Annotated in this window: 22 protein-coding genes and 1 riboswitch; of the genes, 5 read left to right on the top strand and 17 right to left on the bottom strand. The window is 55.7% G+C overall.

Annotated elements, in window-relative coordinates; translation table 11 throughout:
* Window positions 1-57 precede the first annotated feature (57 nt).
* The 3 genes from GYRE_RS17255 (at window position 58) to GYRE_RS17245 (ending at window position 6153) form a co-directional block, all read left to right on the top strand.
* Window positions 58-2808, top strand: a complete 2751-nt coding sequence (locus GYRE_RS17255; protein ID WP_038256939.1) for a two component system sensor kinase — start codon at window positions 58-60, stop codon at window positions 2806-2808.
* A gap of 42 nt (window positions 2809-2850) precedes the next feature.
* Entirely contained in the window at window positions 2851-3486 is a 636-nt protein-coding gene (locus GYRE_RS17250; protein WP_006820342.1) for a two component system response regulator, read from the top strand.
* A 111-nt stretch (window positions 3487-3597) separates the two neighbouring features.
* Complete coding sequence (locus tag GYRE_RS17245) at window positions 3598-6153, top strand: hypothetical protein (RefSeq protein ID WP_051860979.1); 2556 nt, start codon at window positions 3598-3600, stop codon at window positions 6151-6153.
* Between the two features lie 97 nt (window positions 6154-6250).
* Here the strand turns inward: GYRE_RS17245 and GYRE_RS17240 are convergent, their stop codons facing one another.
* The 6 genes from GYRE_RS17240 to GYRE_RS17215 all read right to left on the bottom strand — a co-directional run bounded on the left by GYRE_RS17240 (window position 6251) and on the right by GYRE_RS17215 (window position 11205).
* Entirely contained in the window at window positions 6251-7009 is a 759-nt protein-coding gene (locus tag GYRE_RS17240; protein ID WP_038256936.1) for a CDP-diacylglycerol diphosphatase, read from the bottom strand.
* A 90-nt stretch (window positions 7010-7099) separates the two neighbouring features.
* A complete protein-coding gene (locus tag GYRE_RS17235) occupies window positions 7100-8107 on the bottom strand; it encodes a FecCD family ABC transporter permease (protein WP_038256935.1) in 1008 nt (335 codons plus the stop codon).
* On the bottom strand, window positions 8104-9060 hold the full coding sequence (locus tag GYRE_RS17230; protein WP_038256933.1) for an ABC transporter substrate-binding protein: 957 nt from the start codon (window positions 9058-9060) through the stop codon (window positions 8104-8106). Before GYRE_RS17230 ends, GYRE_RS17235 begins: the two co-directional genes overlap by 4 nt.
* Before the next feature lie 15 nt (window positions 9061-9075).
* Window positions 9076-9852: an ABC transporter ATP-binding protein gene (locus tag GYRE_RS17225; protein ID WP_174706371.1), complete on the bottom strand. Its 777-nt coding sequence runs from the start codon at window positions 9850-9852 to the stop codon at window positions 9076-9078.
* 75 nt (window positions 9853-9927) lie between these two features.
* Entirely contained in the window at window positions 9928-10692 is a 765-nt protein-coding gene (locus GYRE_RS17220; protein ID WP_038257114.1) for a class I SAM-dependent methyltransferase, read from the bottom strand.
* Between the two features lie 180 nt (window positions 10693-10872).
* On the bottom strand, window positions 10873-11205 hold the full coding sequence (locus GYRE_RS17215) for a DMT family transporter (protein WP_071777541.1): 333 nt from the start codon (window positions 11203-11205) through the stop codon (window positions 10873-10875).
* 211 nt (window positions 11206-11416) lie between these two features.
* On the opposite strand from GYRE_RS17215, the gene GYRE_RS17210 reads away from it, so the two are divergent.
* Window positions 11417-12670, top strand: a complete 1254-nt coding sequence (locus GYRE_RS17210) for an MASE1 domain-containing protein (protein ID WP_038256931.1) — start codon at window positions 11417-11419, stop codon at window positions 12668-12670.
* Window positions 12671-12708: 38 nt separating this feature from the next.
* Window positions 12709-14037, top strand: coding sequence for a peptidase (locus GYRE_RS17205; RefSeq protein ID WP_038256930.1), 1329 nt, complete (start codon window positions 12709-12711; stop codon window positions 14035-14037).
* Between the two features lie 40 nt (window positions 14038-14077).
* Here the strand turns inward: GYRE_RS17205 and eno are convergent, their stop codons facing one another.
* The 11 genes from eno to GYRE_RS17150 all read right to left on the bottom strand — a co-directional run bounded on the left by eno (window position 14078) and on the right by GYRE_RS17150 (window position 25753).
* Window positions 14078-15364 (bottom strand): phosphopyruvate hydratase, encoded by a 1287-nt coding sequence (gene eno / locus GYRE_RS17200; RefSeq protein WP_038256927.1) that lies wholly within the window; start codon window positions 15362-15364, stop codon window positions 14078-14080.
* Window positions 15365-15426: 62 nt separating this feature from the next.
* Window positions 15427-16389, bottom strand: coding sequence for a DHHA2 domain-containing protein (locus GYRE_RS17195; RefSeq protein WP_051860978.1), 963 nt, complete (start codon window positions 16387-16389; stop codon window positions 15427-15429).
* 41 nt (window positions 16390-16430) lie between these two features.
* Window positions 16431-16502: riboswitch (Fluoride riboswitch) on the bottom strand.
* Between the two features lie 103 nt (window positions 16503-16605).
* Entirely contained in the window at window positions 16606-19125 is a 2520-nt protein-coding gene (gene torA / locus GYRE_RS17190; protein ID WP_112471390.1) for a trimethylamine-N-oxide reductase TorA, read from the bottom strand.
* Between the two features lie 11 nt (window positions 19126-19136).
* Window positions 19137-20300: a NapC/NirT family cytochrome c gene (locus tag GYRE_RS17185; protein ID WP_006820358.1), complete on the bottom strand. Its 1164-nt coding sequence runs from the start codon at window positions 20298-20300 to the stop codon at window positions 19137-19139.
* 215 nt (window positions 20301-20515) lie between these two features.
* Complete coding sequence (gene ccmI, locus GYRE_RS17180) at window positions 20516-21382, bottom strand: c-type cytochrome biogenesis protein CcmI (RefSeq protein WP_051860976.1); 867 nt, start codon at window positions 21380-21382, stop codon at window positions 20516-20518.
* Entirely contained in the window at window positions 21379-21837 is a 459-nt protein-coding gene (locus GYRE_RS17175; RefSeq protein WP_038256924.1) for a cytochrome c-type biogenesis protein, read from the bottom strand. Before GYRE_RS17175 ends, ccmI begins: the two co-directional genes overlap by 4 nt.
* Window positions 21834-22391, bottom strand: a complete 558-nt coding sequence (locus GYRE_RS17170) for a DsbE family thiol:disulfide interchange protein (RefSeq protein WP_006820361.1) — start codon at window positions 22389-22391, stop codon at window positions 21834-21836. The genes GYRE_RS17175 and GYRE_RS17170 overlap by 4 nt, the downstream gene beginning before the upstream one ends.
* Window positions 22388-24343, bottom strand: coding sequence for a heme lyase CcmF/NrfE family subunit (locus GYRE_RS17165; protein WP_038256921.1), 1956 nt, complete (start codon window positions 24341-24343; stop codon window positions 22388-22390). Before GYRE_RS17165 ends, GYRE_RS17170 begins: the two co-directional genes overlap by 4 nt.
* Window positions 24340-24801: a cytochrome c maturation protein CcmE gene (gene ccmE / locus GYRE_RS17160; RefSeq protein ID WP_038256919.1), complete on the bottom strand. Its 462-nt coding sequence runs from the start codon at window positions 24799-24801 to the stop codon at window positions 24340-24342. Before ccmE ends, GYRE_RS17165 begins: the two co-directional genes overlap by 4 nt.
* Entirely contained in the window at window positions 24798-25010 is a 213-nt protein-coding gene (gene ccmD, locus GYRE_RS17155) for a heme exporter protein CcmD (RefSeq protein ID WP_038256917.1), read from the bottom strand. The genes ccmE and ccmD overlap by 4 nt, the downstream gene beginning before the upstream one ends.
* The gene (locus GYRE_RS17150) at window positions 25007-25753 is read right to left on the bottom strand and encodes a heme ABC transporter permease (RefSeq protein WP_038256916.1); all 747 of its coding nucleotides are present in this window, start codon (window positions 25751-25753) and stop codon (window positions 25007-25009) included. Before GYRE_RS17150 ends, ccmD begins: the two co-directional genes overlap by 4 nt.
* Between the last annotated feature and the right edge of the window lie 10 nt (window positions 25754-25763).

Genomic DNA, 25763 nt, shown 5'->3' with positions numbered 1-25763 from the left:
TGACATCACTAAGCCTGATGACGTTCCGCGTTGTAAAACCACCTAAGGACAACAATAATGAAAAATCAGCACTCCCTGGTGGGGAAATTAACACTACTGATATCTGTTGGCCTGCTAATCATTTGGTTGATTACTATATTCACCACAACCTATATTTCACTAAATCAAAATCGCCGACGGATTATTGAAAATTTATCCCATATGTCACGCCTGCGGGTGGGGCTAAGCAACCATCGATTTGAAGGTGCTGAGCGAGATGCGCTGGCGCTCGCCCAGAGCTATGGCCTCTACCACTATGTGCCTACGAGCACGCATCCAGTGGCAAAAAGCGAGAGTCGCTATTTCCCCGTCGATGCCAGCATCTGTACGCCGCAGGACAAACAGGCCCAGGATCTGAATTTCATTCAGGTTTATGGCACCGCAGGTCAGACATACTATCTTGATAGTTTTATCCTTGACCGACGCTATGGTATTTCTCTTTTGCCCCCGCTCGATCATTCGCCCGACTATTTTATTCGCCGGCAAAACGAGCTGTGGCAATTTCCACGCCGCGCGACGCACGACAACCTGTTCTGGGGTAAACCAGAATACATCCCCGGCACCGGCTGGAGCGTCTCTATCGCAGCAGCAGGCTCTCATGACATCCTGATTGGCTTAGCGGTTAAGCTTAACGACCTGCTTTCCTATGGCCACAACGTCTCGGACAGCGATATCAATCTCTGGCTTGATAAGCACAATCAGATCCTGCCCTTCTCGGACCTTGCGGAAAGTAACAGCGACACGCTACAAAAATTATTGCAGAACCTGCCTCTCCACGACGGATGGCAGCAGATCCCGGGCTATCTGGTGCTTCGCAGCGAACTTAAAGGCCCCGGCTGGCAGCAGGTTATCCTGTACCCGACCAGCGGGGTGCTAAAACGTGCGCTTAACATCGTAGCGGAGCAGCTGCCTTTTGCCCTGACTACCCTGCTACTGCTGGCGATGATGCTGTTCTGGCTGCTTCACCGCCATCTGGCTCGTCCGCTGTGGGACTTCGTCAACATCATTGAGAAAACCGGGCCAGACACCCTCTCCGCCCGGTTACCGGAAAACCGCCACGACGAGCTGGGAAGCATTGCCCGCGCCTATAATTTGCTGCTTGATACCCTACACGAGCAGTATGACAACCTCGAAAATACCGTCGCCGAACGCACCCGCGAACTGACGATCGCCAAGCAGCAGGCCGAGCAGGCCAACAAGCGTAAAAGTAGCCATCTGACGACGATAAGCCACGAACTGCGAACGCCTTTAAGCGGGGTGCTGGGGGCTCTCGAACTTCTGCAATTAACGCCCATGAGTGAAAAACAGTCGCAGTTGTCCAATACGGCCAGTCAGTGCACCCTTTCGTTACTCAGCATCATCAATAATTTGCTCGACTTCTCACGCATTGAATCCGGACAGCTCTCGCTCCACGTCGAGGACACCGCAATACTCCCGCTGCTGGATCAGGCGATGCATACCATCCAGGGTCCCGGGCAAAGCAAAGGGTTAACACTGAAAACCTTTGTTGGTCACCGGGTACCGTTGATATTCGAGGTGGATGGGACTCGCCTGCGGCAGATCCTGGTTAACCTGCTGGGCAACGCCCTCAAATTTACCGATAAGGGCGCGATTTGCCTTAGCGTTAAACGTAGCGATGATTTTCTTATTTTCGCCGTGAGCGACAGCGGGCGAGGCATTACCCTTGCCGATCAAAAAGCCGTATTCGAGCCTTTTTTTCAGAGCCAGGGACACAGTCAGGGAACGGGTCTCGGCCTGACGATTGCCTCGACCCTCGCAAGAATGATGGGAGGATGGCTTGAGTTACGCAGTACGCCGGGATTTGGCACTTGCCTCTCGCTGTTGCTGCCGCTTGGCAAATATCAGCCTCCCGAACCGCTGTCGGGCGAGATTGCCGCACCGCTGGTTCTGCATCGCCAGCTCTGCGCCTGGGGGCTAACGTGCGAAATCGCCAGACAAGAGAGCGTATTTAGCGCCGATGATCTGTGCTTTCTGCCCGGAAAGCTGCGTGAAACCGTACTCCACGCGCTTTCTGGCGTGGCGAGTGAGTGCGCCGACCAGCTTCCGGTACAACCCTGGAGGCTACATATTTTGCTGGTTGATGACGCGGCTATCAATCGGGATATTTTTGGCATGATGCTGGCTTCTCTTGGCCAGGAGTTTACCCTCGCGGCGAGCGGTGAAGAAGCGCTGGCGCTGGGTCGGCAGCAGCGGTTTGATCTGGTGTTAATGGATATTCGTATGCCGGAAATGGACGGCATGACGTGCGCCCGGCTCTGGCGACGTGACGCACTAAATCACGACGCCCAGTGCATGATTATGGCGCTCTCGGCAAATACGGCGCCAGAGGAGATAAGCCGCTGCAAAGAGGCTGGTATGCAGCATTATCTGACTAAACCCGTCTCTCTCAATCAGTTGGCCAATGGGATCTCCATTGCCGCGGAGTACCAGCTGGAACGCGATATCGCTCTCCAGGAGCAGGATCACAGCATCGAGCACGCACTGCTTCCCCTGGACGATGCGGCCATGCGCCGCAAAATACACCACTCGCTGCATTTGTTGCTTTGTGAACTCGAACATAACCTTGGCTCCCTGCCAAAAACCAGCACCCTGCTGCATACCCTAAAAGGGTGCCTCGGCCAGGCGGGGTTGAGCCCTCTGGTTTGCAGCGTCATCGATATGGAGAATCGCGTGCAGCATGGCCTGGCACTGGCTGCAGAAGAAATTACCGAACTTCGCCACACCCTGAACGTAGCACTGGACGCTTAAATCAGCGCCGGCCAACAAGGCCGTCTATCAAGAGGTAATACAATGCACGATCATAGAATCCTGCTGGTCGACGACCACGAACTGATTGTTAATGGAATCATTAACCTGCTCTCCCCCTACCCACGCTTTCACGTGGTCGCACACATTGATGATGGGCTGGAGGTTTACAACGCCTGCCGCATCCATGAGCCGGATATCGTGGTGCTCGATCTGGGTTTACCCGGCATTAACGGGCTGGATCTTATCCCGCAGCTACGTCGTCGGCTGCCGCAAACGGCGATTCTGGCCTATACCGCCCATATGGAAGAGACGATGGCAATACGCACGCTAAGCGCGGGTGCGCTGGGTTATGTATTGAAAAATAGTAGTCGCCAGGTGCTGCTGGCAGCATTACAAAGCGTCGCGGTGAAAAAATGTTATATCGATCCGGCGCTAAATCGGGAAGCGATTAACGCCGCGCTTCGCGTCAAAAATGACAGCACGGAAATACTCACGCCGCGCGAACGGCAAATTCTCAAACTGATTGCCGATGGTTTTACCAATCGGCTTATCGGCGAGCGACTGTGTATTAGCGTTAAAACCGTAGAAACGCATCGATTAAATGTCATGCGAAAACTCAACGTCCATAAAGTCACCGAATTACTTATCTGCGCACGGCGACTAGGTTTAACAGAATAACGCCGTTCCCCGTCGTGCATGTAACAGGATGTATCCCACTTTCACCCGATAGTGATTAACAGGGAGGGCTCATACGATGAACTTCTCACCAACAAAGAGAAGGAAACGCTCATGAGTATGACTATCGGAACCACCCCTGGTGTTAACGAATTACAATTACAGGCCATGCTGACCGGACAGTTGAAAGAAGCTACTCGTCTTGAGGGCTGGGAGGCATTCAAAAATTTCTTTATAAAATTACTCAATCACCTGCCAGGGATGAACTTAGAGGATAAAGAAAAGAACCTGCGCGATATTTACAACATGATTTACGGCGAAAAAACGGCGGCCGCGAGCGATAAGACCCATTCAATAGAAACGCTCTGGCCGGCGGTTGAAAGGCTTATTCACCTGATGGAAGGTGACCACGTTCGCGCAATGGAATTTGAACTGATAAGCCATAACGTTTCCGGTATGACGGGTCAACTTCATACGCCTGGCCACCTGAATCTGGTCATTCGCGTAGATGGCCATACGCTACCCGAGATAGCATTATCGAATTCTGATATGCATCACGAGATGCTTTCAAGCGTACTCACCCACCACATGATCAAGAAGAATGGCGAGCCCGGGGTGTACCAGTTGGATCAGGAAAAGTTGATTTCCCGGGGCAGCAGCGTTGAGTTATCCTCCTCTGCCGTGATGGCCACCAGCCATGGCTTCGAGGTGGCCAGAGCACTGGAAGCATCGCGCGTACTGGTGCAAGCGCCCGTCAAGGAAATCAGCAGCCTGGACCAGCAGATAGCGCAGTTAGACCACTATCAAGAGCTGATAGCGGATCTGACGCAGTTAAGATCCGTTCAGGATCCGGACGTACGCGCCGAGTTACACAGCGAGTTTATCGACAATGAGCTGGTAGCGCTGAATACCCACAGGCAGCAGCAGCTGGAAAGTCATCAACGGCTCAACCATGAGTTTGTTGACACTCTCGTTGAGGAATGCGCCGATGACCTACTGCAGGGAGGTCTTCTCTGCAAGGACGCCATCAATACAAAACTGTCCCTTCTTTCCACGCTCACACCACACATGGATACGCTGTTCCAGGAGACAGATGACCATCGTCTGCAACAAATCCAGTCCCAGCTGAGGTTGGCCTACCAGGTCGCCGATTTACAAGCACAAATCCAGCCCTCCGAACCCTTCCCCCAGGAGCCGTTTTCGAATCTGCAGGTCGCCATGAGGCAGGCTGAGACGGGGCCACTGACAACGCTATTGAATACCGCTTTCAATGCCATTCGGCAAATCTCCCCAAACAACATTGCCAGAGAAGAGATCGAGGCTCAGGCACAGCAAGCATCCGGGAAGTTGCTTCAGCCTCTGGGAGCGGCAGAGACTGCTATGGCAAAACTCCTGAGTGATCCTAGTATCCGGTCAGATATGGATAGCAAAACGACCGAGAAAATAGTGACACAGGCCACCCGTCTGCCCCCGTTTACGCCCGACAAAATGACACTGACCAGTCGCGCTGAAACCGTCCATCAGCAAAATATCGCCATCAGCAGAATTGACCGGCTCCTGAGTGAAGGACTGACGCTTGCCGATCACAATGTTTTAGATTTTCCGCGGGAAAGGGTCATTTCTGAATTACAAAACCTGAACACTCAGTTGCCAGAAAGTCAAAGAAAGTCGAGTTATCAACTGCAAATTGATGCACTTAATGAGGGACTTTTACGCCGTAAGGTCGATATCTGGCAAGAACGCGTTGGAAGTATGCCGGAGGCAGGAAGAAGCCCGGCGTCGGGGAATGCCGTTCAGGCACTAACGGCATTAAAAGACGAAGTACAACAACTCACTATTTCTGGACAGGGCAAGAGTGAATTCAAAGGATTCATTGCTGGCCTGATTACCCAGCACCAGGTCATGGAGTCCGTAGAAGCCACATTAGGCCATTATATAGAGGGTAATAAGTACGCCATTAAGGATGTTGTCAACGACCTTGCCGGGAAAATGAGTGCGATCGGCGATTGTCCGCGCAAACAGGCACTGATGGCGCATATCAATGCGTTGCAGACAAAGAACAATGAGCTGGATACCATTTATAAGGAATTTGCTGATGTGCAGGAGAAGATTATCGCAGTTGCCAGATTTCACGCCACCTGGTCAGAAGACCTGGCGAAAACCTTCAGCAACCTGAAAACTCAGGCGCAGGACTTACCCGGCGGAGAACCGAAAAAAACCCTGCTACGTAATATGGCCGCCACTGAAATTAAACTCCTTGAAGTTCAACATCTGGAGAGAACATTTTCAGAGCCGGGACCGCTGTTAGCAAAGGCAACGGAGGCAAATGGCACCCCCTCACCGCACTGGGCGCAAGCCTTCCCTCTACTGGAACTGGCCGCGACAACGCTTAAACAACTCCCAGAGAGTACCAGAACAAGTGGCCTGGCAACACGTTTAGGTAGCGATACAAATAATGCGCTTAATCTGCTTAAAGGGATGATTGCTGCAGGTCCCGACGGGGATAAAAAATATATGGCTGCAAGAGAAAAGGAATATAAGCATCTGCGAGACTTTATCAATTCCATGGCAGGTTATCTGCCTAACGGCGACGTACTCACCAACGCAGTCAAAGAAATCAAACACGAAAATAACTTTAGCAGCAGAACGCTCCGTGAAAGGCTCGCCTAGCCGCTCACGTAGCCTGAACGCATAATCACAGGCAGACACTACAGCCTGGCGCTAAAAGAGGGTGACGATACATCACCCTCTTTTTTATATACGCATATTATTTAGCGGGCAGAATACTGCATTCTTTATCCAGCAACGACTCCACTGACGCACGGTTACCTTTATCCCATCCTCGCCGGGTGGTTAAAAGGATGAACCCTTTCTGCCCTGACCAATGGGTTGGGATCAGCGCAACGCCCCACTCTGCCATTTGTTCCGGCGATAAATGAAAATAGTCGCTAACGGATTTGACCGGATAAATACCCATCGCGGTAGGTTGCACAACTTTGCGCGCATAATAGGTGTTCTTCAGAAGCTTGTCCTGCATTGGCGTCCAGCGTTCCTGAATATAGGGCCGCTCGGCCAGCATTTGGCGGCGCACATCTTCACGAAGACAGGTCAGATGAATATGCAGCTGATCCTGGCTACGACCACTCGCAGAATTGACAGCCATACCCAGCATATCGTCCGGGACCTGAGCACCATATTGCCAGGACACCAGGTAGCGCATCAACCAAGCGTAGCCAAAATAATCAACGCTACTTTCCGCAAACAGCTGAGGATCTTCGATGCCCGAGACTTTGATGGTAGGGACCAGGATAAAATGGTAAGGATAACGAGGGTTCTGAATGACGCTAAATCCCCGCGCATTGCCTTCCGGCACATAAATGCTGTGGCAAGGCGCGGTGTTTTTGGTAAGCGCGTGATTGTTCAGACAAAGTTTGTCGACAACCCCCCAAAGCGCATCTGACCTGGCGCATCCCGTCAACAGAATCGCAGCTGATAGCAATATTCCTGCACGAAGAACGTGACTCATCCTCCTCTTCAACATGCCAGAGCTACGTCCTTTTATCTGTCGGTAATGATTTTGTATTTTACCAGAGAATTTGTCTGACGGTTCTCCCGCTTAACTTTCCGCCCGCAGCAGCAATGAAATAATAAACGCCCCCCCAAGGCCTGCGGTGATAATACCGATAGGCAGTTCCTGATTAGGGATCAGGCTACGGCTCAGCATATCGCCACCGGTCAACAGCAGCGCACCGAGCAATCCGCACATCGGTACCGCCAGACGATGTCTCACCCCCACCAGGCGGCGGGAAAGATAAGGGATCATGAGCCCGACAAAGCCAATCACCCCGGTCAGCGAAACCAGAAATGCCGTTGCCAGCGCGCAGCAGAAAAAGGTTTCGGACCGAAGGCGCCCTACGTTGACGCCCATCGACCAGGCGGTCTGTTCACCCGCCAGCAGCGCGTCCAGCGCCCGCCAGCGCAGCGCGGTAAACCCCACCAGCATTGCGAAGCTCGCCAGCGGGATGAAGAGGTTATCCCAGCGTGCAAGCCCCAGGCCGCCAAGCGACCAGAACAGTACCGAACCCGCCGCGCGCTGGTCGCCGGAAAATACCAGATAACTGGTAAACGCGCTGAATAAAAACGACACCGCAAGGCCACAGACGATCAGCTGCTCGGCGCGACGCACCCGGCTGACGCGAAACAAAATCATCACCGACAGCGCGGAGAGGATCCCTCCGGCAAACGCCGCGAACGGTAACGTCAGGATACCCAGCGCGTCACCAAAGCGAGTTATGACCAGCACCGCCCCTGCGGACGCGCCGGAGGAAAGCCCGAACAGAAACGGATCGGCCAGCTCATTACGCGTGGTGGTTTGTAACAGCGCCCCCGTCATCGCAAGCCCCGCACCGCATAGCGCGCCGAGAAGTACACGGGGCAAACGAATCTCCAGCACGATAGTTTTCAACATGTCGGGAAGCGGGGCTGAAAATAATCCTACCGCCGACATCACCTGCTGCCATGATAGCGCGACGCTGCCCAACTGCAGACTCCACAGCATCAACACTCCCAACGCGAGCATAAACAGCGGCGCGAACCACATAAATCTTGCGGCCGGTCGCATCATTTGGCTTCGGCCATGTACAGCACCCGTGCCAGTTTCTCAATCGCTCCGATATTTGCCGGACCTGGCGTCAGCTCGCTGTACTGCAGCTTCAGATAGCGGTGCTGTGAAACGGCAGGGGTTAACTTCATCAATGGATGAGATTCAAGGAAACGGCGCAGGGAATCAGCCCCAGCCCCGGTCTGGTAATCCAGCAGGATAATCACATCGGGTTCCGCCGCCGCCACCGACTCCCAGGAGGTCGTCGTCCAGTTCGCCGGCAAAGACGCCATCACGTTACGGCCGCCCGCAGCCTCAATGATCGCCGTCGGCATGCCGTATCTACCGCTGGTGAAGGGCTTATCTTCCCCGGAATCATAGACAAATACCTTCAGCGGAGCCTGATTTGCAGGACGCGAAGGAAGCGCCGCCAGCCGATGCTTCCAGCCTTCCACCAGCGCCTGTGCCTCTTTTTGCTTGCCAAAAATTTTGCCAAGCTTTAGCTCATCGTCGTAAAGCAGATTCATACTGGCTTTCTGCGGATGCCCACCGGCCTGCACACAGCTCTCGCTCAGCACCAGGGTTTTGATGCCGTATGGCGCCAGCGTCTGCGGCGTGACCTCCCCTCCGACTTTCATCCCATAGTTCCAGCCCGCAAAGAAAAAGTCCGGCTGGGCTGCCAGCAGCGTTTCAAGAGAAGGATATTTAGGGGCCAGTTCGGGGATAGATCCCATCGCGGCTTTAAACGCCGGCGTCAGTTTGTACCAGCCGGTGACTCCCGTCAGCCCGACGATCTTGTCCTGCAGGCCGAGTGCGAAGGCCATTTCGGCCATATTGAGATCGTTGATTACCGCGCGCTGCGGTGCATGATTGAAGGTGAGCGGTTGGCCGCAGCTATCGACGGTAACCGGAAAATCGTTGGCGATGACCGGCAGGCTAATGGAAATCAGCAGCAAAGTGAGCAGGTGTTTATTCATCTTTTCTCTTAATTGTCAGGCAAATTGGGGAACTTCAAAAATACGCAGCTTTTTGCCGCTAACGGGATGCACGGTGTGCAGGCAGGTCATGCCAAACACCGGGAAAATCACTCGGGTCTGCAGCGCGGCGTCCGGAACATCGCAAATCACCTGATGGCTTTCGTTAATCACCAGAATCCGGTCGGCAAACGCTTCTGCAACGGTCAGGTCATGCAGCACGGCGATCACCGCGATGCCTTTACTTTTCACCAGCGATAGCAAGGCGCTGCGCGCGGGGGGATCCAGATGGTTGGTTGGCTCATCAAGCAGCAGCAGTTCTGGTGACTGCGCCAGCGCACGAGCCAGCGCCGCGCGCTGGCGCTGGCCGCCGGAGAGCCTGCCCAACGGACAATGCCTCAACGGTGCAATCCCCGTCTCCCGGATAGCGTCATCCACGATTCGTTGATCTTGAGCGGCACCGCCGTTTTCAGCATGCGGCAGCCGTCCAAGCGCGACATAATCCTCAAGCGTCAGGCGTAAGTCAGGGACGTCATTTTGTGAAAGAAAGGCGATGCTTCTGGCGCGTTCGCTAACCGGAACGCCCCGCAGTGGCTTTCCTTTCCAGAAAATGGCCCCTTCGTTTAAGCGCGTTTCACCAATAATCGTCCGCAGCAGGCTTGATTTGCCGCTCCCGTTGGGGCCAATCACCGCCAGCTTCTCGCCGGCGCAAAGCGTGAAATGAATGTCGTCGAGTATCAATTCCCCGGTGCGGGCTCTGAGGCTTGCACCGTCAACGCGGAGGATATCGTGCAATGCATTCACCCTGAATCAATATGTTATAACATAACAATTCTTTTATCATGATTGCCCCTTTATCGCAACGCCAGGCTACTTGCGTGAGCAGCAGGCGATATAGTTAAGCTGCTTTCGGTGCTCCCTGAAGAAACGGAACATACCGAGAAAACGCGCCCGATTTTCACGCGTACGTAGACCATTGAACACGATCTGCAGCGCCCGCCCTGGCCCCTCATCTCTTATCAATCCACGAGGAGACATCAGAGACATACCGCCGTGTCGCCAGTCGACCTGACGAAACCCTGCCTGTTGGAATAGCTGCTGCCATGCCGTCTGGCTCATCGGACTGACGTTCGATTTCACGACCTGTTCCAGTTGGTTTTTATCCCCCTCACCGAGCGCATCAGCGGTAAACATGATGTCGTGGGTCAGCAGATATCCGCCAGGTTTCAGCACACGAAAGTATTCACTCACGAGCTTTGCCTTGGCTTTATCGGCGTACATCGTCAGCATCGCTTCGTTGATGACGACATCAAACGTATCATCAGCAAACGGCAACCGTGTGGCGCTTGCCTCCAGTAAGGTTATTCTTTTGTCCAGCCCTGCGGCCGCCACGTTGCGACGCGCTTTCTCCAGGGCGACTTTATCCATATCAATTGCCGTGACCCGACAACCAAAGCGGCTGGCCAGCTCAACCGCGGTGGTCGCCATGTTGCAGGCAACTTCAAGAACCAGCGTTGTCTCATCGAGCGGAGGCTGCTGCAGCAACCACTCCGTGGCTTCAACGCCGCCCGGGCGCAGGCGGGTTTTGCCAAGACTTGCCAGAAATGTGTGTCCTGCTTTCTGCGTCGCGTCCATCATTTTCACCTCATTAAACAAGCATCACGAAGACAACATATCATGGCGCAACATCAAATGAGAATGATTTTTATTACCATAAAGAACTTTCCCTATCCCACGTAAATTCTGCGGAAATTGAAGCAAAAAAAACCACGCCATAGCGTGGATTTTCTTTCAATATGCGTCATTCCCAATTAGCTAGTGGGTCACCGATTTGGAGAAAAGCTGGATGACCATAATCCCGATAGCAATACACACCATGCCGGCAATCGCCGGGAAGTCGAGTCGCTGCTTATAAATCAGGAACGACATGATGGAGACCAGGAATATCCCCATCCCCGCCCAGATGGCGTAGGCGATACCGATATTCATCGTCTTCACCACCTGTGACAGGCCGTAAAATGAAATGGCATAGCCGACGACCACAACAATACTGGGCAGCAGTCGGCTGAAGCCTTCGGAAGCTTTCATCATCGTGGTGGCGAGGGTTTCGGCGCAAATGGAAATGGCCAGGATAACGTATGTATTCAAAATAATGTCTCTTTGGGCTGGCAGGTGTCGGGTATTATACAAGTCGCAAGTTTCAGAGTCTCAACCTAAATACAACGGCCCGGAGATGCCCGTATTTCCCTCGCCGCTTTGTTTTTCAGCCAATGATTGTTAGCATTAATACTATTCCCATACTCAATTCAGATGCGGTGCCAGCGCCGCGCGTGTGCCAATCAGGAGTTATGACACGGCAATGAAAGCGCTATTTCCCACGTGGCTTCAGCAGTCATTCATCCTCCTGCTTTGGGGGCTGGTTTTTTATTTAGCCGGATTACCCTCGCTCAAGTTTGATGATCCGACGTCTTCGATTGCGATTATCTGGTTTCCGGCAGGCGTAGCGGTTGCCGCTTTTATGAGCGCACGGTGGCGTGATTACCCGGCGCTTATCATTATCTTCACGCTGGCAACCGCGCTGCTGGATGAGCAGTGGGATACGCCGCTCACCTTTGCACTCTCCTTGTTATATGCGTTTCTGTCGATCCCTTCGACGGTGGCTATCGCCTGGACGGTACGCCGTTTTGCACGTATGCACGACGATCTGCATATCATCCTGGTGTGGATAGTCGCCACGCTTGCCATCAGCGCGCTTGATTCTCTGATTGTGGGCAGCGGCTACGCGGTGGCGCAGGGTCTGACACCGCTCGGCCTCTTCTGGCACGGCTTTATTGCCGATGTCACGGGTATTTTCTTTGCAGCCCCCATTGTGATGGGCTTTCTCAACCAGCATGAACGATTTGCCGCGAACAGCGTTATGTCAAAATGCATTGGCTTTGTCCTCTGGCTGGCGCTGTGTGCAATTGCAGGGATTATTTTTGGCCATGAGCTCCCCTGGGTGGCAAAACACGCTACCGCGCTCTATTTTGGCTTAGCCTGTTTGCCTATTGCTGCGGTGATGTTGCTTTCTCTCTTCTGGGGCAGCCTCGGCGGTTCCGTCGCGCTGCTGACCCTTGGCGCTATCGTAATTTACTATACCGATCAGCATAAAGGGCCGTTCTTCCTGAAAAGCCTCGCCTACACCGAATCCTTACTGCTGGCATTAAGCTACCTTTCCGCCGCCGCGCTGCTGGTCGTCTTCATCCGCGTGGTGCGACGTTTAACCCGCAACCGTGACGCGAGCGGGAATGGCGTTTTCTATCGTCTGGCTCCTGCCTCAGGCGAAATTCTGTGGGAAAACACGCTGTCGGCGCTGCCGGGCAATATGCAGCCAGGCGAATTACACCGCGTTGATGACGTGCTGCAACGTGTACACCCCCGCGACCGCGATAAACTGCGCACACACTGGCTTTCTGCCTCGCACGACCAACACGCGGCATTGATTTTTCGTATTCAGGTGTCCGATGGCCAATGGGTGACGCTGGTCGACCGGAGCAGTATGCATATGGTCGCCGACGGTGAAGATATTATTGTCGGTAACTGGCAGGCCAGCCGGTTCCACCTTGCGCTCTAAGTAGAAATTCGATTACCCGTTCCAGGAGGCGAAAGCCCGTGATCCAGATTGTTCTTTTGTTATTCGGCGTCGAATTTATACGAGATAAAGCAAAATACCTGATGGTTATCGGGATGTTGTGGGGCGTGCTCGGCGTAAGTATTTTTATCGACGGGTTAGACGGCGTGACCTGGTTCCCTTTGCGTGCCTTCGGTGCCCTGCTGCTGCTTGAAAGTCTGGTCACGCTGAGCATCGCCTCCGGCGGCGTCGGTGCGCAAAAAGCCGTACTCTATTTCAAGGGGGGGATCTTTTGCTTCGTGGCGATCCTTATCCTCTCGGATAAGCCCTACAGCAACCTGCTGCTGGCCATTGTGTTTGGTTTTGCCTTCTTCGTTATCGGCCTGTTTGTAATCTCCTCCGCGTGGGTGGTCAGGTATCCGCTGTGGAAAAACGCGCTCCTGAGCGGCATTGCGCAAATTCTGTTTGCGTTCTTTATGTTCAGCCCGTACCCGACGCACTACAAAGCTACGGTGCCGGTTTTTCTGGGCACGCTGATGTTGATTAGCGGCATCAATACGGTGCGACTGGCGCTCCGGGCGAGACGTGTCAGGGAGGGATTGTCGATATTCGAACTGCTGGCCCCTTCCGATCTGCAGTTTGATCTCAAAAAGCGCCCTGCTTCGCGCGACAGTCAGTTTGAGGAAGGGTGTACTGATTTCAGTGGACCATTGACGGTGCATATCTGGACCCCGGAGGGCACCGCCAATACGTCACCGATCCCCCGCCCGGTTATCAACCGCTACATCGCGGCGGTCGACACCGATGGCGTCATTTCTACCGGACATGCTGCGCTTGAGCTGCCTCCGGATGTTTACATCAGTCTGTATCCGGCAGCCGATATTGACCGCTCGCCTTCCGAGTTTCTCAATATCCTGAAAGCGACCCAGGATAATAACGTGCCGGGGGTTTTCCAGCCGGACTACGCCACCGAAGCGGCAAACTGGTGTGAGTCTGACCGCAAGATCCACTTCCATCAGTACAACGGGATGGCGTTGCTGCGTTACTGGCAGGGCTACCGGATGACTACCACCTACAATCTGACCTACCGCAACTGCTCAAGCAGCGTCGCGTATGCGTTAGAGGCCTCGCTGGATGGTGTGCTTTCGGAGCAGAGCAAGAACCTGCGTGCCACCCTGCGAACGCTGTTCATGCCTGAACTGTGGATTGCCGCCCAGGTGCGTAAACGGGCGCTGTCCATGGCCTGGACGCCAGGGCTGGTGATGGACTACGCCCGGGCGCTGCGCAGCATTGTTGACCCGGTACCTGAACCCTGGTATCAGAGGCTCTCCGGCAAATGGCGTGAACGCCAGAGCGCCAGGAAGTCGTAGGCAAAACCTCCCCACCGGATGTGGGGAGGCCTTCCCGGGGCTAGCGCATGTTAAACGCTGATTTACCCGCGAATACGGCGGCTTCACCAAGTTCATCTTCGATACGCATCAGCTGATTGTACTTTTCAATCCTCTCGCCTCGGCTCGGCGCTCCGGTTTTGAGGTGACCGGCGCGTAAACCCACCGTCATATCAGCGATAAAGCTGTCTACCGTTTCGCCGCTGCGATGCGAGATAAACGCCCCCCAGCCGTTGTCGTGGCAGAGCTGTACCGCTGCAATCGTTTCGCTCAGCGTCCCTATCTGGTTAAGTTTAATCAGCGCTGCGTTGGCGAGATGCTCATCAATCCCTCGCTGAATGTACTTCACGTTGGTCACAAACAGATCATCACCAACCAGCTCCACCTTTTTGCCCAGAACGTCGCTGAGAATTTTCCAGCCCGCCCAGTCATCCTCCGCGAGACCGTCTTCAATCAGCACTACCGGGAATTCATTAACCAGTTGCTCATAATAGCGGGTCATCTCTTCGGCGCTAAGCTGAACGCTTTCGCTGTGCAGGTGGTATTTTCCGTTGGAGTAAAATTCACTGGAGGCCGGATCAATGCAGATAACAATATCCTCCCCCGGGGTGTATCCCGCACGTTGAATCGCCTCAACAATCAGCTCCAGTGGCTGACGGTTCGAGGTCACCTTTGGTGCAAAGCCACCTTCATCACCGACGCCGGTAGATAAGTCTTTCGCCAGCAACACCTGACGTAAAGCCTGATAAACCTCACTTCCCCAGCGGATCGCCTCACGAACGGAGGACGCTCCCCACGGGGCAATCATATACTCCTGGAAGTCAGCACCCTGCCAGCGGGCATGAACGCCACCGTTGATAATATTCATGCAAGGCACCGGCAGAAGATTAGCCCCCACCCCGCCCAGGTAACGATAAAGCGGCAGGTCAGAAAGCTGCGCCGCCAGCCGCGCCACCGCAAGAGAGACGCCAAGGATGGCATTAGCGCCAAGACGCCCTTTGTTTTCCGTCCCATCAAGAGCAATCAGACAATTATCGATAGCCTTCTGCTGGCGAACATCGATACCGCACAGGGCCGTGTTGATACCGGTATTGATATTCTCAATCGCCTTCAGCACGCCTTTGCCCCCGAAGCGCTGCGTATCACCATCGCGAAGTTCAACAGCCTCGCGCGAACCGGTGCTGGCCCCGGAAGGAACCGATGCTCTGGCTGTCATGCCCCCCTGAACCGAGACTTCCACCTCAACGGTCGGGTTTCCTCGTGAATCGAGAATTTCTCTTGCGAATACGCGGTTAATTTCATAGCTCATGGAAGTACCCTTCTTTAGTTAACGGGAAAATGTGGAGACAGGAATGGATGCGGCGTGTTGCCTCACCCCGGTTGCACGGCTAAGCAGTCAGTCAGCCACGGCAGAATGTCCTTCTTGCGACTGGTCATTCCCAGCAGTGAGATCTTGCTGGTTTCAATAAAATGGTTTTCAGAGAAATAGAGCGTGGAGTTACGGTGGGTAATATCAGTCAACATCAGCACCACCATATCAAGGCCAGTGGCCTGCCGGGTCTGTTCGGCCTCCTGCAGCAACGCTGGCAAACAGGGGGCAACATCAGCCATATCGCGCAGTTCGAGTTGTGACAACAGGAGGGAGACGCCGTGGATCCGGTACTGCTTGGCATCGCGGTGTAGCAGTTGCGCAGCTGATTGCCCCTGCAGCGACGTTTTCGCCCGCAGAAGGCCGCTGACGAAAGTGTCGTAATCCTGACCAATACTGTCGCGCAGCGTAGCAACGGCCTGTCTGTCCTGAGGCGTGGTGGTGGGGCTGGTGAGTACTACCGTATCACTAAGAATAGCCCCCAGCAGCAGCGTGGCTTGTGCAGTGCTGAGCACCACCCGGCTGTCTGCCATCAACAGAGACAGGACAATCGTGGCGCAGCATCCTACCGCGCGGATCCAGCAGTCTGGTGGATTTTTGGTGATTAAGGTGCCGATACGGTGATGATCAATGATGCCCACCACGTCGCTCTGGGCGAGCGTGGAAGGCCCCTGCTCGACGTCGGTGAAATCCACCAGCCAGACTTTTTTATCTGTCAGCGGTTCTGTCAACAGAGCGGGCTGTGGCGCCCCGGCGGCGTTGAGGATATAGCGGGTTTCCGGCGTTAACTCCCCCAGGCGATAAGGACGTGCCGCTCTTCCGGTGGCATTAAGCCAGTCTGCGACCACAAGGGCGCTACAGATGCTGTCGCTGTCCGGGTTGAGGTGACCAAAAACACGAATGACGTCGTCGCTTTCACCGGAAAGCGCTGAAGAAATAGCGGAAAATGTAGTTTGATTTTTCATAACGATACCTGACATACATGCCCTGAAGGCAAAATAAACGTTGTATATCAGGCGTCATCATCCGGCTGAATGCCGGCGGTTGGGAAAGGTGGAACACCATCACCTTGTAGAGTAAGCCTAAAGGAACCACGGCGAGAAATCAACACCCGCTTTTCCCGCGCCTGGCAATAAAAAATCCACGCCGTTGCGTGGATTTTTCGTTTTCAGCGCCCGAAATTATGCCCCGACGGGCACATCGTGGGCGGTATTTTGCAGCACCGGTCCGGTGTATTTTTCGATCTGCAGCTGGCTCATCTGCCCGCAGTTTCCCTGCGCCAGGCTCGAGGAGCCAACGTCAAAGGTCAGGCAGTTGACGTTACCATTCTTACACAGCGAGCCGGGCTGTGACGGTTCGGCCGGGTCGAACCATGCCCCCTCGCTGATGCGCACGACCCCTTCACGCACGTGGTCGGTGACGACCGCACCCACGAGGATCTGCCCGCGCTCGTTAAACGCCCGCACCAGGTCACCGTTATTAATACCGCGCGCGCTGGCATCTTTCGGATGCACCCAGATGGCCTCTCTGTCCGCCACGGCATACTTCTTACGCAGCGGCGTGTTATCAAGCTGCGAGTGCAGACGGTTGATCGGGTGTCCGGTGTTGAGCGACAGTGGATACTTCTCCGCCTCCGGTCCGCGGTACCACTCGTGCGGTGGCATCCAGGTGGGGATCGCCTTACAGTCGTCATATTGCATTTTGGCAATCGCGTCCGAGTAGATCTCGATTTTACCCGACGGCGTCCCCAGCGGATTAAGCAGCGGGTTTTCACGAAAATCAGCGAAGCGTACCCACTGTTTATTCTCTTCCGGGATCGGGAAACGAATATAGTTATTCGATGCCCAGAACATGTCGAACGGCGGCAGCGCCACCCGGGCGTTACGCGCCTGAGTTTTCATCTCGTCGTACATCCCCTTCAGCCACAGCATCTCATCCTTGCCCTCGGTGAATGCATCGTGAACGCCGAGGATCTCCGAAATACCGGCAAAAACGTCGAAGTCGTTTTTCGCTTCATGCTGCGGCGGCACACACTGATGCAGCGGGAAAACATACAGCTGCGAATAGTCGCCGCCCATGTCCATGTCGTTGCGCTCATAGGTGGTGGTCACCGGCAGCACAATATCGGCATGCTTCGCCGTCGCCGTCCAGTAGGGTTCGTTGACCACCACCGTTTCCGGGCTTTGCCAGGCTTTCACCAGGTTGTTGGTGTCCTGGTGCTGGTGAAAGGTGTTGCCCCCCGCCACGTAGACCATTTTGATGTCCGGGTAGGTGACTTTAGTACCGTTGTAGTCGATGGTTTTTCCTGGATTTGCCAGCACATCGGCGATACGCGCCACCGGGAACGGAGCGATCGTTTTGGCTGCGGGCGACGTCGGGCTGCCTGCCGAAATCCCGGCAAGGATACCACCGCGCGCCGTTGGGCTGCCGCCGGACGAGTAGTGATAGCTGAAGCCGAAGCCACCACCGGGTAAACCAATCTGCCCGAGCATCGAGGCCAGGGTGACCATCATCCAGTGCGCCTGCTCACCGTGGTGCTGGCGCTGAATACCCCAGCCACCCATGATCATGGTGCGGTTTTTCGCCATATCCCGCGCCAGCTGCTGGATAACCGCTGCATCCACGCCGCTGATATCCGCCGCCCAGGCCGCGTCTTTCACCACGCCATCGTCCTTGCCGGTCAGATATTCCGCAAACTTATCAAAGCCGACGGTGTAGGTTTTCAGGAAATCGGTATTGTGCAGCTTCTCGGTCAACAGCGTATGGGCGATCCCCGCCATCAGCGCACAGTCGGTGTAGCTGTGCGGACTGATCCACTCGGCGCCCAGCTCGCGGGCGCTGTCGCTATGCACAGGATCGATACAGACCATCCGCGTGCCTTTTTTCTTCAGCGCCTCAAAGCCGGTCTGGCTGACGTGATCGGGCAGGTTCCAGCTGTTTTTCAACGTGATCATCGGGTTGCAGCCAATCATCACCACCAGTTGGGTGTTTTCGATAACGTTCGGCCACGCGGTCTGCTGCTCATACACTTCAACCGAACCGACCACGTGCGGCATAATCACCTGCGCGGCCCCGGTTGAGTAGTCGCCGGAGTAGCCAACAAAGCCGCCCGCAAGGTTCATCATGCGCTGGAGCAACGTGCGCGGGTTGTGGAACATCCCGACGCTCTTCCAGCCGTAAGAACCGGCATAAATCGACGACGGGCCGTGCTCTTTTTGCAGACGGCTGATTTCCGCCGCCACCAGGTGCATGGCCTTGTCCCAGCTCACCCGCACCCATTCATCGCGCCCGCGCAGCTCTGGTTTACTGTCCTTCGCCCCGCCCTCCAGCCAGCTTTTACGCACCATCGGGTATTTGATACGGTTGGGCGCATGAACCTGATGCGGTGCCATCGTTATCAGTTCGTTCGGATACGGATCGTCTTTTATCGGCCGCACATCCACCATTTTGCCCTCGCGGACGATGGCCTCGAACGCCCCCCAGTGGGCGCCGGTGAGGATCCCGCTTTCCGCCTGGCGCAGAGCCACAAACTGTGGCAATGCCTGACTGATGGCTTCCGCCAGCGCCGAACGCGGCCACAGCCCAGCCAGTACAGGTGCCGCCAGTAACGCCCCGGCCCCCGCCAGAAAACGGCGGCGGGTGACATTCATAGCGGATTGCTCATTGACAGCAGCCATGCGGGTTTCGTTATTCTTCTTCATCATGGCTCTCCTTATTGTTGGGTCTGTCCGGCAGCGGCAGGCATGTCGCTGGCATGTTTTTGTACGTATTGCGTCAGCAGGCGCACCTGTTCCTGGGTCAGTGAAGTACGGCCCGACATCCCTTTCACCACCCCGATCCACTGGTTGGCGTTAAAGCGGTTGAGCTCGGTCAGACCGTGGCAGCCGGTACAGTTGTTGGCCATCAGATCGGAAGCGTAACTCCAGATTTTTTGCTGATCGCCAATCAGGTTTTTCGCCGGTAGCCAGACCTGGAGGCTCACCTCGTGCCAGACCTGTTTGGTCTCGTCGTCGGTGACGGTGCTGTTAACCTTCAGATTTTTACGTGCCTCTTCGCCAAGCAAGGCGCTCATAATGCGTTTGCCGCGCGCGGCATAGAAGGCTTCGGTCACACCATCCTGCTGCCAGCCCTGCACGTCGGCCTGCACCATGTCGCCTTCGCGTTTCACCACTTTGACTTCCGTTGAGGCCATCAGGTTGCCGTCGTTATGATCGCCGGCCTTGTCGGAGAGCCAGAACGGCTGGGTCTGAATGGTGTAGAGAGTGGTGGCAGATGCCGGGGTCTTCGCCGCAGCATTTGCCAGCTCGCTGGCACCGGCCGCCGCCAGGCCGCTCATGTTCGGCAGGATGTGGGCGACGCCTTTGTGGCAGTCAATACAGGTTTGCCCCTCTTTGATAGCCACCGGGTGCTGCTTACGGGCTTCCGGGGTTTGCGCCAGAATATCCATCGCGTTGTAGTTATGGCAGGAGCGGCAGGTCGCCGAATCATTCTTTTTCAAATCTGCCCATACGCTCTGGGCCATCGCCAGCTTATGCGCCTCATATTTTTCCGGTGTATTAATCTTGCCGGTCATTTCCCCCCACACATCTTTTAGTGCACCGATTTTGGTCAGCATATAATCGACGGGCTGATGGGGAACATGACAGTCCGCGCATTCGGCACGAATACCTTTATCATTCTGAAAGTGGACGCTGCCCTGATATTCCGCCAGCGGTTGCTGCATGGTGTGGCAGGAAACACAAAATGCCGTATCGCTGGTTTTGTGCATAATGGTGAAAGTCCCCGCCAGTAGCACCACGCCAAGGATGATGCCCGCCAGCAGCGCAATAAAAATAATTTTTCGCCTGCCAGAACGTTCCAGTGAAAGCTTGCTCATTTTATTATTCAACCCTTATCGGTATATAAGACGCAATAATCCCTGCCAGACCGCCATCGCTATATAAATATATTTATAGCGATAACAGTCACCTTCTGAATCAATAAATTTCGCGAATACCCGGCGCCATCGGCGGATAATACGGTGTTACCCGCCGATAATGACGGTACGTTAAATTTTCAAAAAGAAATCATTGGCCCTGAGGGCCAATGAACTTATTTCAGTGTAGCGGCTTGTTCTTTTTTCGCCTGCTCAATGCTACGAAGCAGAATGATCCGCTGCGGGTCGTCTGCGGGTAACAATTGCAGCATTAACTGCCAGGCGCCGATCGCTTTGTCATATTGCTGATGCTCAAAGGCGTTAAACGCCACCAGGCTCAGCACCCGCACATCGTCGTGATTGGTTTTCAGCAGCGAATCGAGCAGCTGCTGCGCCTCACGGTTATCGTTCGGATCGCTGGAATGAAGCAGCGCTTCCACATATCCCAGTTGCGCTTCTGGGTTTTGCGGCGCTAACCCCCTGGCTTTATCAAACGCCTGCAGCGCCTCACCCGGATTGTTCAGCACCATCTGCAGGCGCCCCAGCATTATCCAGCTCACCGTATTTTGCGGATACTGCTGCAGGCGGGTTCGCAGCCCCAGCGCCAGACGGAACAGCTCTTCACGTGAGAGCGGCTTGCCCTGTGAGTCCATCACCCGCTGCACCAGCTGCGGGGTCTGCTCAACCACCTGCTGCCACTCCATCACCCGGGTTACCGACCCGGTGCGCACAAATACCCCTACCGTTAGCAGGGTAAGAATGGCCGCTCCGAGAATATACACCCAAACCCCACCGCGTTTACCAGCGGTTTCTGCCGATTCGGGCAAATCTTCCAACAGGTTAAGACGTAGTTCGTTTACCAGCTTCTGCTGCTGCGTTTCATCAATTGCCGACAGATCCTCGCCGAGCTCCTGCATCCGCGCACGGTAGATCATATGGTTCATGGTATTTCGGTCGACGCGCTGCCTGCCGGACCAGGGATAGAACAGCAGCCCTACTGTCGCCAGCAGCAGAACGAACATGACGATGAAAGCGGCCATCATTTTGGCGTCCTTTTATTTTCATCCAGCAGGCGTTGCAGGCGCGCCTGCTCCTGCGGGGTCAGCGCAGTCTTGCGCGGACGACGGCTCAGGCGTATCACCACCGCCACGCCCCCCAGCACGAATAACGACGGCAGCAGCCAGAGAATAATCGTCGACGGCGTAACCGGCGGTTCGTAGGTGACGAAGTTCCCGTAGCGCGCCACCATGTAATCGATAATCTGCTGATTACTCTGGCCTTCCTGCATAAGCTGCCACACCTTTTTGCGCATGTCGGCGGCAATCATCGAATTAGAATCGGCGATGCTATTGTTCTGGCATTTCGGGCAGCGCAGCTGTCCGGTCAGTTGGCGAAACTGCTGCTCCTGCGCTTCATTTTTAAACGCATAAGTATCAATCGCCGCCAGCGTCTGAAACGACAGCATCCCCGCCAGCAGCATCATTAGCACAACCCTCATGCGCCGCCCTCCTTGCTGTATTTATCCCATAGCGGCTGGATTTCCTGCTGCCAGACCCGGGCGTTGACGTCCCCCGCGTGGCGGTAGCGAATAATACCTTTTCCGTCGATGAGGAAGGTTTCCGGCGCGCCATAGACGCCGAGATCGAGCCCGAACATCCCGTCGCCATCAAACACGTTCTGCACGTAAGGGTTGCCGAGCGTTTTTAGCCAGGTCACCGCCTTCTGGCGGTCATCTTTGTAATTGATACCAACGATGCGGATACCGTCAGCCGCAAGACTTCGCAGATACTGATGTTCAGCGCGACAGGTTGGGCACCAGGTGGCCCAGACGTTAATCAGCAACGGTTTACCATTGATAAGCGTCGCGTTATCAAGCATCTGGTCGGGCTGCTCCAGCGATGCCAGGCGAAACGGCGGCAGCGGTTTGCCAATCAGGGCCGACTCCAGCATGCTCGGGTCATCGCCGTCGTTGTTGCGCAGCAGCTGCCACATCAGCGCCGCCGCCAGCAGCAGAAAAATCACCAGCGGCAGGAATAACACGTTGCGGTTCATTGAGCACCCTCCGGCAGCGATTTACGTAAACGGTAGCGTGGGTCGAGGATGCACAGCACGCCCCCCAGCGCCATCAGCATCCCGCCAAACCAGATCCAGCGGACGAAAGGTTTATAGTACAGACGCACCGCCCAGCTACCGTCATCCAGCTCTTCTCCCAGCGCCGCGTACAGATCCCGCGCCAGGCCGCCGTCGATAGCCGCTTCGGTCATCTCCATCCGGCTGCTCATGTAAATACGCTTCTCGGCACGCAGGGTGCTGACGTGCTTCCCTGCTTTCGTCACCTCAATAATCCCTGCCCCGCCCATATAGTTGGGGCCGGTAATGTCATGAACGTCACGGAAAACAAAGTGATACTGGTGAATATCGACGCTATCACCCGGCTTCATGCGCACATCGCGCTCGATGCTGTAGTTCTGGCTGAAGGCAATGCCAATGACCGTTACCACCAGCCCAACGTGCCCGGCCACCATTCCCCAGTGGCTGCGGCCAAGACGCGTGAGCCCGCGCCAGAACGTGTGGCGATCGGTCGCCCGCTCCACCACTTCCATCACCGTCAGTACCAGCGCCCATAACGACATCAGGAGCCCGAGTACGGTCATCGCCTTAATACTGTCCTGGAGCAGCCATGGCAGGACGACCGCCAGCACCACCGATACACCGGCGGCAATCAGCAGCCGTTTACGCAGCTTATGGAACTCATCGCGCCGCCAGCGCACCAGCGGCCCGATACCCAGCAGCAACGCGAACGGGATCATCAGCGCAATAAACATGGAGTTAAAGAACGGTTCGCCGATAGAGATGCTGCCCAGGCCGAGCAGTTTATGCACCAGCGGCAGCAGCGTACCGAGCAGCACCACCAGCATGGCCGCCACCAGCAGAATGTTGTTACCCAGCAGCAGCGACTCCCGCGACCACAGTTCGTGCTGCACCCGTGATCGCACCTTACCGCCCTTGAGGGCAAACAGCAGTAGCGAGCCGCCGATGGTTATCACCAGCAGTGCGAGAATGAACATGCCGCGCGTCGGGTCGGAGGCGAAGGAGTGCACCGAAATCAGCACCCCGGACCGCACGAGGAAAGTGCCGAGCAGGCACAGCGAAAACGCGAGGATCGCCAACAGTACGGTCCACGACTTGAAGCTGCCGCGCTTTTCAGTCACCGACAGCGAGTGTATCAGCGCCGTGCCCGCCAGCCACGGCATCAGCGAGGCGTTTTCAACCGGATCCCAGAACCACCAGCCGCCCCAGCCCAGCTCGTAGTAAGCCCACGCGGAGCCGAGCACGATGCCGACGGTGAGAAAACTCCACGCCGCCAGCGTCCACGGGCGTGACCAGCGCGCCCAGGCGCTGTCCAGCCGTCCGGTCATCAGCGAGGCTATCGCAAACGCAAAGGCGACAGAGAAGCCCACGTAGCCCATATACAGCATCGGCGGATGGAAGATAAGCCCGATATCCTGCAGCATTGGGTTGAGGTCACGACCTTCAATCGGGAAATCCGGCAGCGTGCGTACGAACGGGTTGGAGGTGAGCAGGATAAACGCCAGGAAGCAAAAGGAGATCATGCCCATTACCGCCAGCACCCTTGAGGAGGCTTCCAGCGGGATGTTGCGGCTCAGCGCCGCCACCGCGAAGGTCCAGCCGCTCATCAGCAGCACCCACAGCAGCAGCGAACCTTCATGCGCGCCCCAGGTTGCCGCCACCCGATACCAGACCGGCAGCAGCGTGTTCGAGTTGCTGACCACGTACTGGACGGTGAAATCGTTGACCACGAAGGCATACACCAGAATCAAAAACGAACCGAAGATGGCGGCAAACATGGCGCAGGCCAGCGGCTTTGCCAGCGCCATCATCCGCCGGTCGTCGCGCATGGCCCCCCATGCCGGGTACAGTCCCAGCAGGCAGGAGATACCCAGCGCGAGGCATAACAGAAAGTGACCGATCTCCGGGATCATTGGCGGGCGCCCTCGGTGTGATTATCCTGCATGGCCTCTTTTATCTCCGGCGGGGTGTAATTTTCATCGTGTTTGGCGAGCACCTCTTTGGCGCGAATGTGGGTGCCGTCCTGCAACGTCCCCTGGGCCACAACGCCCTGACCTTCGCGGAACAGCGCGGGCAGAATGCCGGTGTAGCTCACCGCCACCACCCCACGGGCATCGTACAGTTTAAAGGTCACATCCAGCGTTCTGGCGTCACGCTGCACGCTGCCGGGCATGACCATTCCCCCTACCCGCAGCCGCTGACCAGGCTCCGGCTTACGCCCGTTCTCGCGTTTACCATAGATGACCTCGCCGGGGGTGTAGAACAGATCGATATTGGAACTGAGCGCATACAGCACCAGCCCGACGGTCAACCCCAGTCCGGCCAGCACGCCGCAGGCGAGCCAAAGACGCGTTTTACGCCGTGGATTCACAGTGATGCTCCTTTTACCCGCGCGGCGGCAACTCGCCGTTCGCGCGCCTGCTGGCGGCGTACCCCGGCCAGCAATGCCCGCCGCTGCCAGCGGGTATGCCACACCAGCAGCGCCAGCGACAGCGCCGTCACCGCCACCGCCAGCCAGACATAAAAGGCATAACCGCCCATTTGCCAGAATTCACTCCAGGAGTGAAACGCACTCGTCATGAGTTAACCTCTTTTTTCTTTCCGTTCGCCAGCAGCACCACCCACGGGCGACGGCGCTCCTGGTGTAGAATAATGTTGCGCAGCCGCATCAGGGTCAGGGTAATAAACAGAAACAGGAAGCCGAAAATCGTCAGCCGCAGCGGCATACGCATCGAGGGATCGATGGTCTGCTGCATATTGGTCGAGCCCTGATGCAGCGTGTTCCACCACTGCACCGAGAAGTGAATAATCGGCAGGTTCAGCACCCCCACCAGCACCAGCAGCCCGGCGGCGCGCCCGGCCAGGCGGCGGTCATCGAAGGCGTTATACAGGGCAATCACTCCGACATAGAGAAACAGCAGCACCAGCTCCGAGGTGAGGCGCGCATCCCACACCCACCAGGTCCCCCACATCGGCTTTCCCCACACCGAGCCGGTTACCAGGGAGATAAAGGTGTACACCGCACCGGGTAAGGCCATCGCCATCACCGCGTTTTCCGCCATCTTCATCTGCCAGACCAGGCCGATGAACGCGGCTATCGCCATCGAGGCATAAATCCCCATCGACCAGATAGCCGCCGGGACGTGCAGGTACATAATTCGATAGCTTTCACCCTGCTGATAATCGGCGGGCGCGTAGCCAAATCCCCATATACAGCCCACCACCAGCAACAGCGCGCTGAGCAATGCCGCAGGCGCTATGCAGCGGCCGCAGATACCGTACAGGCGCTCAGGAATGGCCAGTTGATGTAACGCTTTCCACATGTTTATCGCC

It is taken from the genome of Yokenella regensburgei ATCC 49455 (assembly GCF_000735455.1).
GTDB classification, from domain to species: Bacteria; Pseudomonadota; Gammaproteobacteria; order Enterobacterales; family Enterobacteriaceae; genus Yokenella; species Yokenella regensburgei.
Note: the sequence above shows the minus strand (reverse complement) of the source record. Positions and strands in the feature narration are given on the sequence as shown.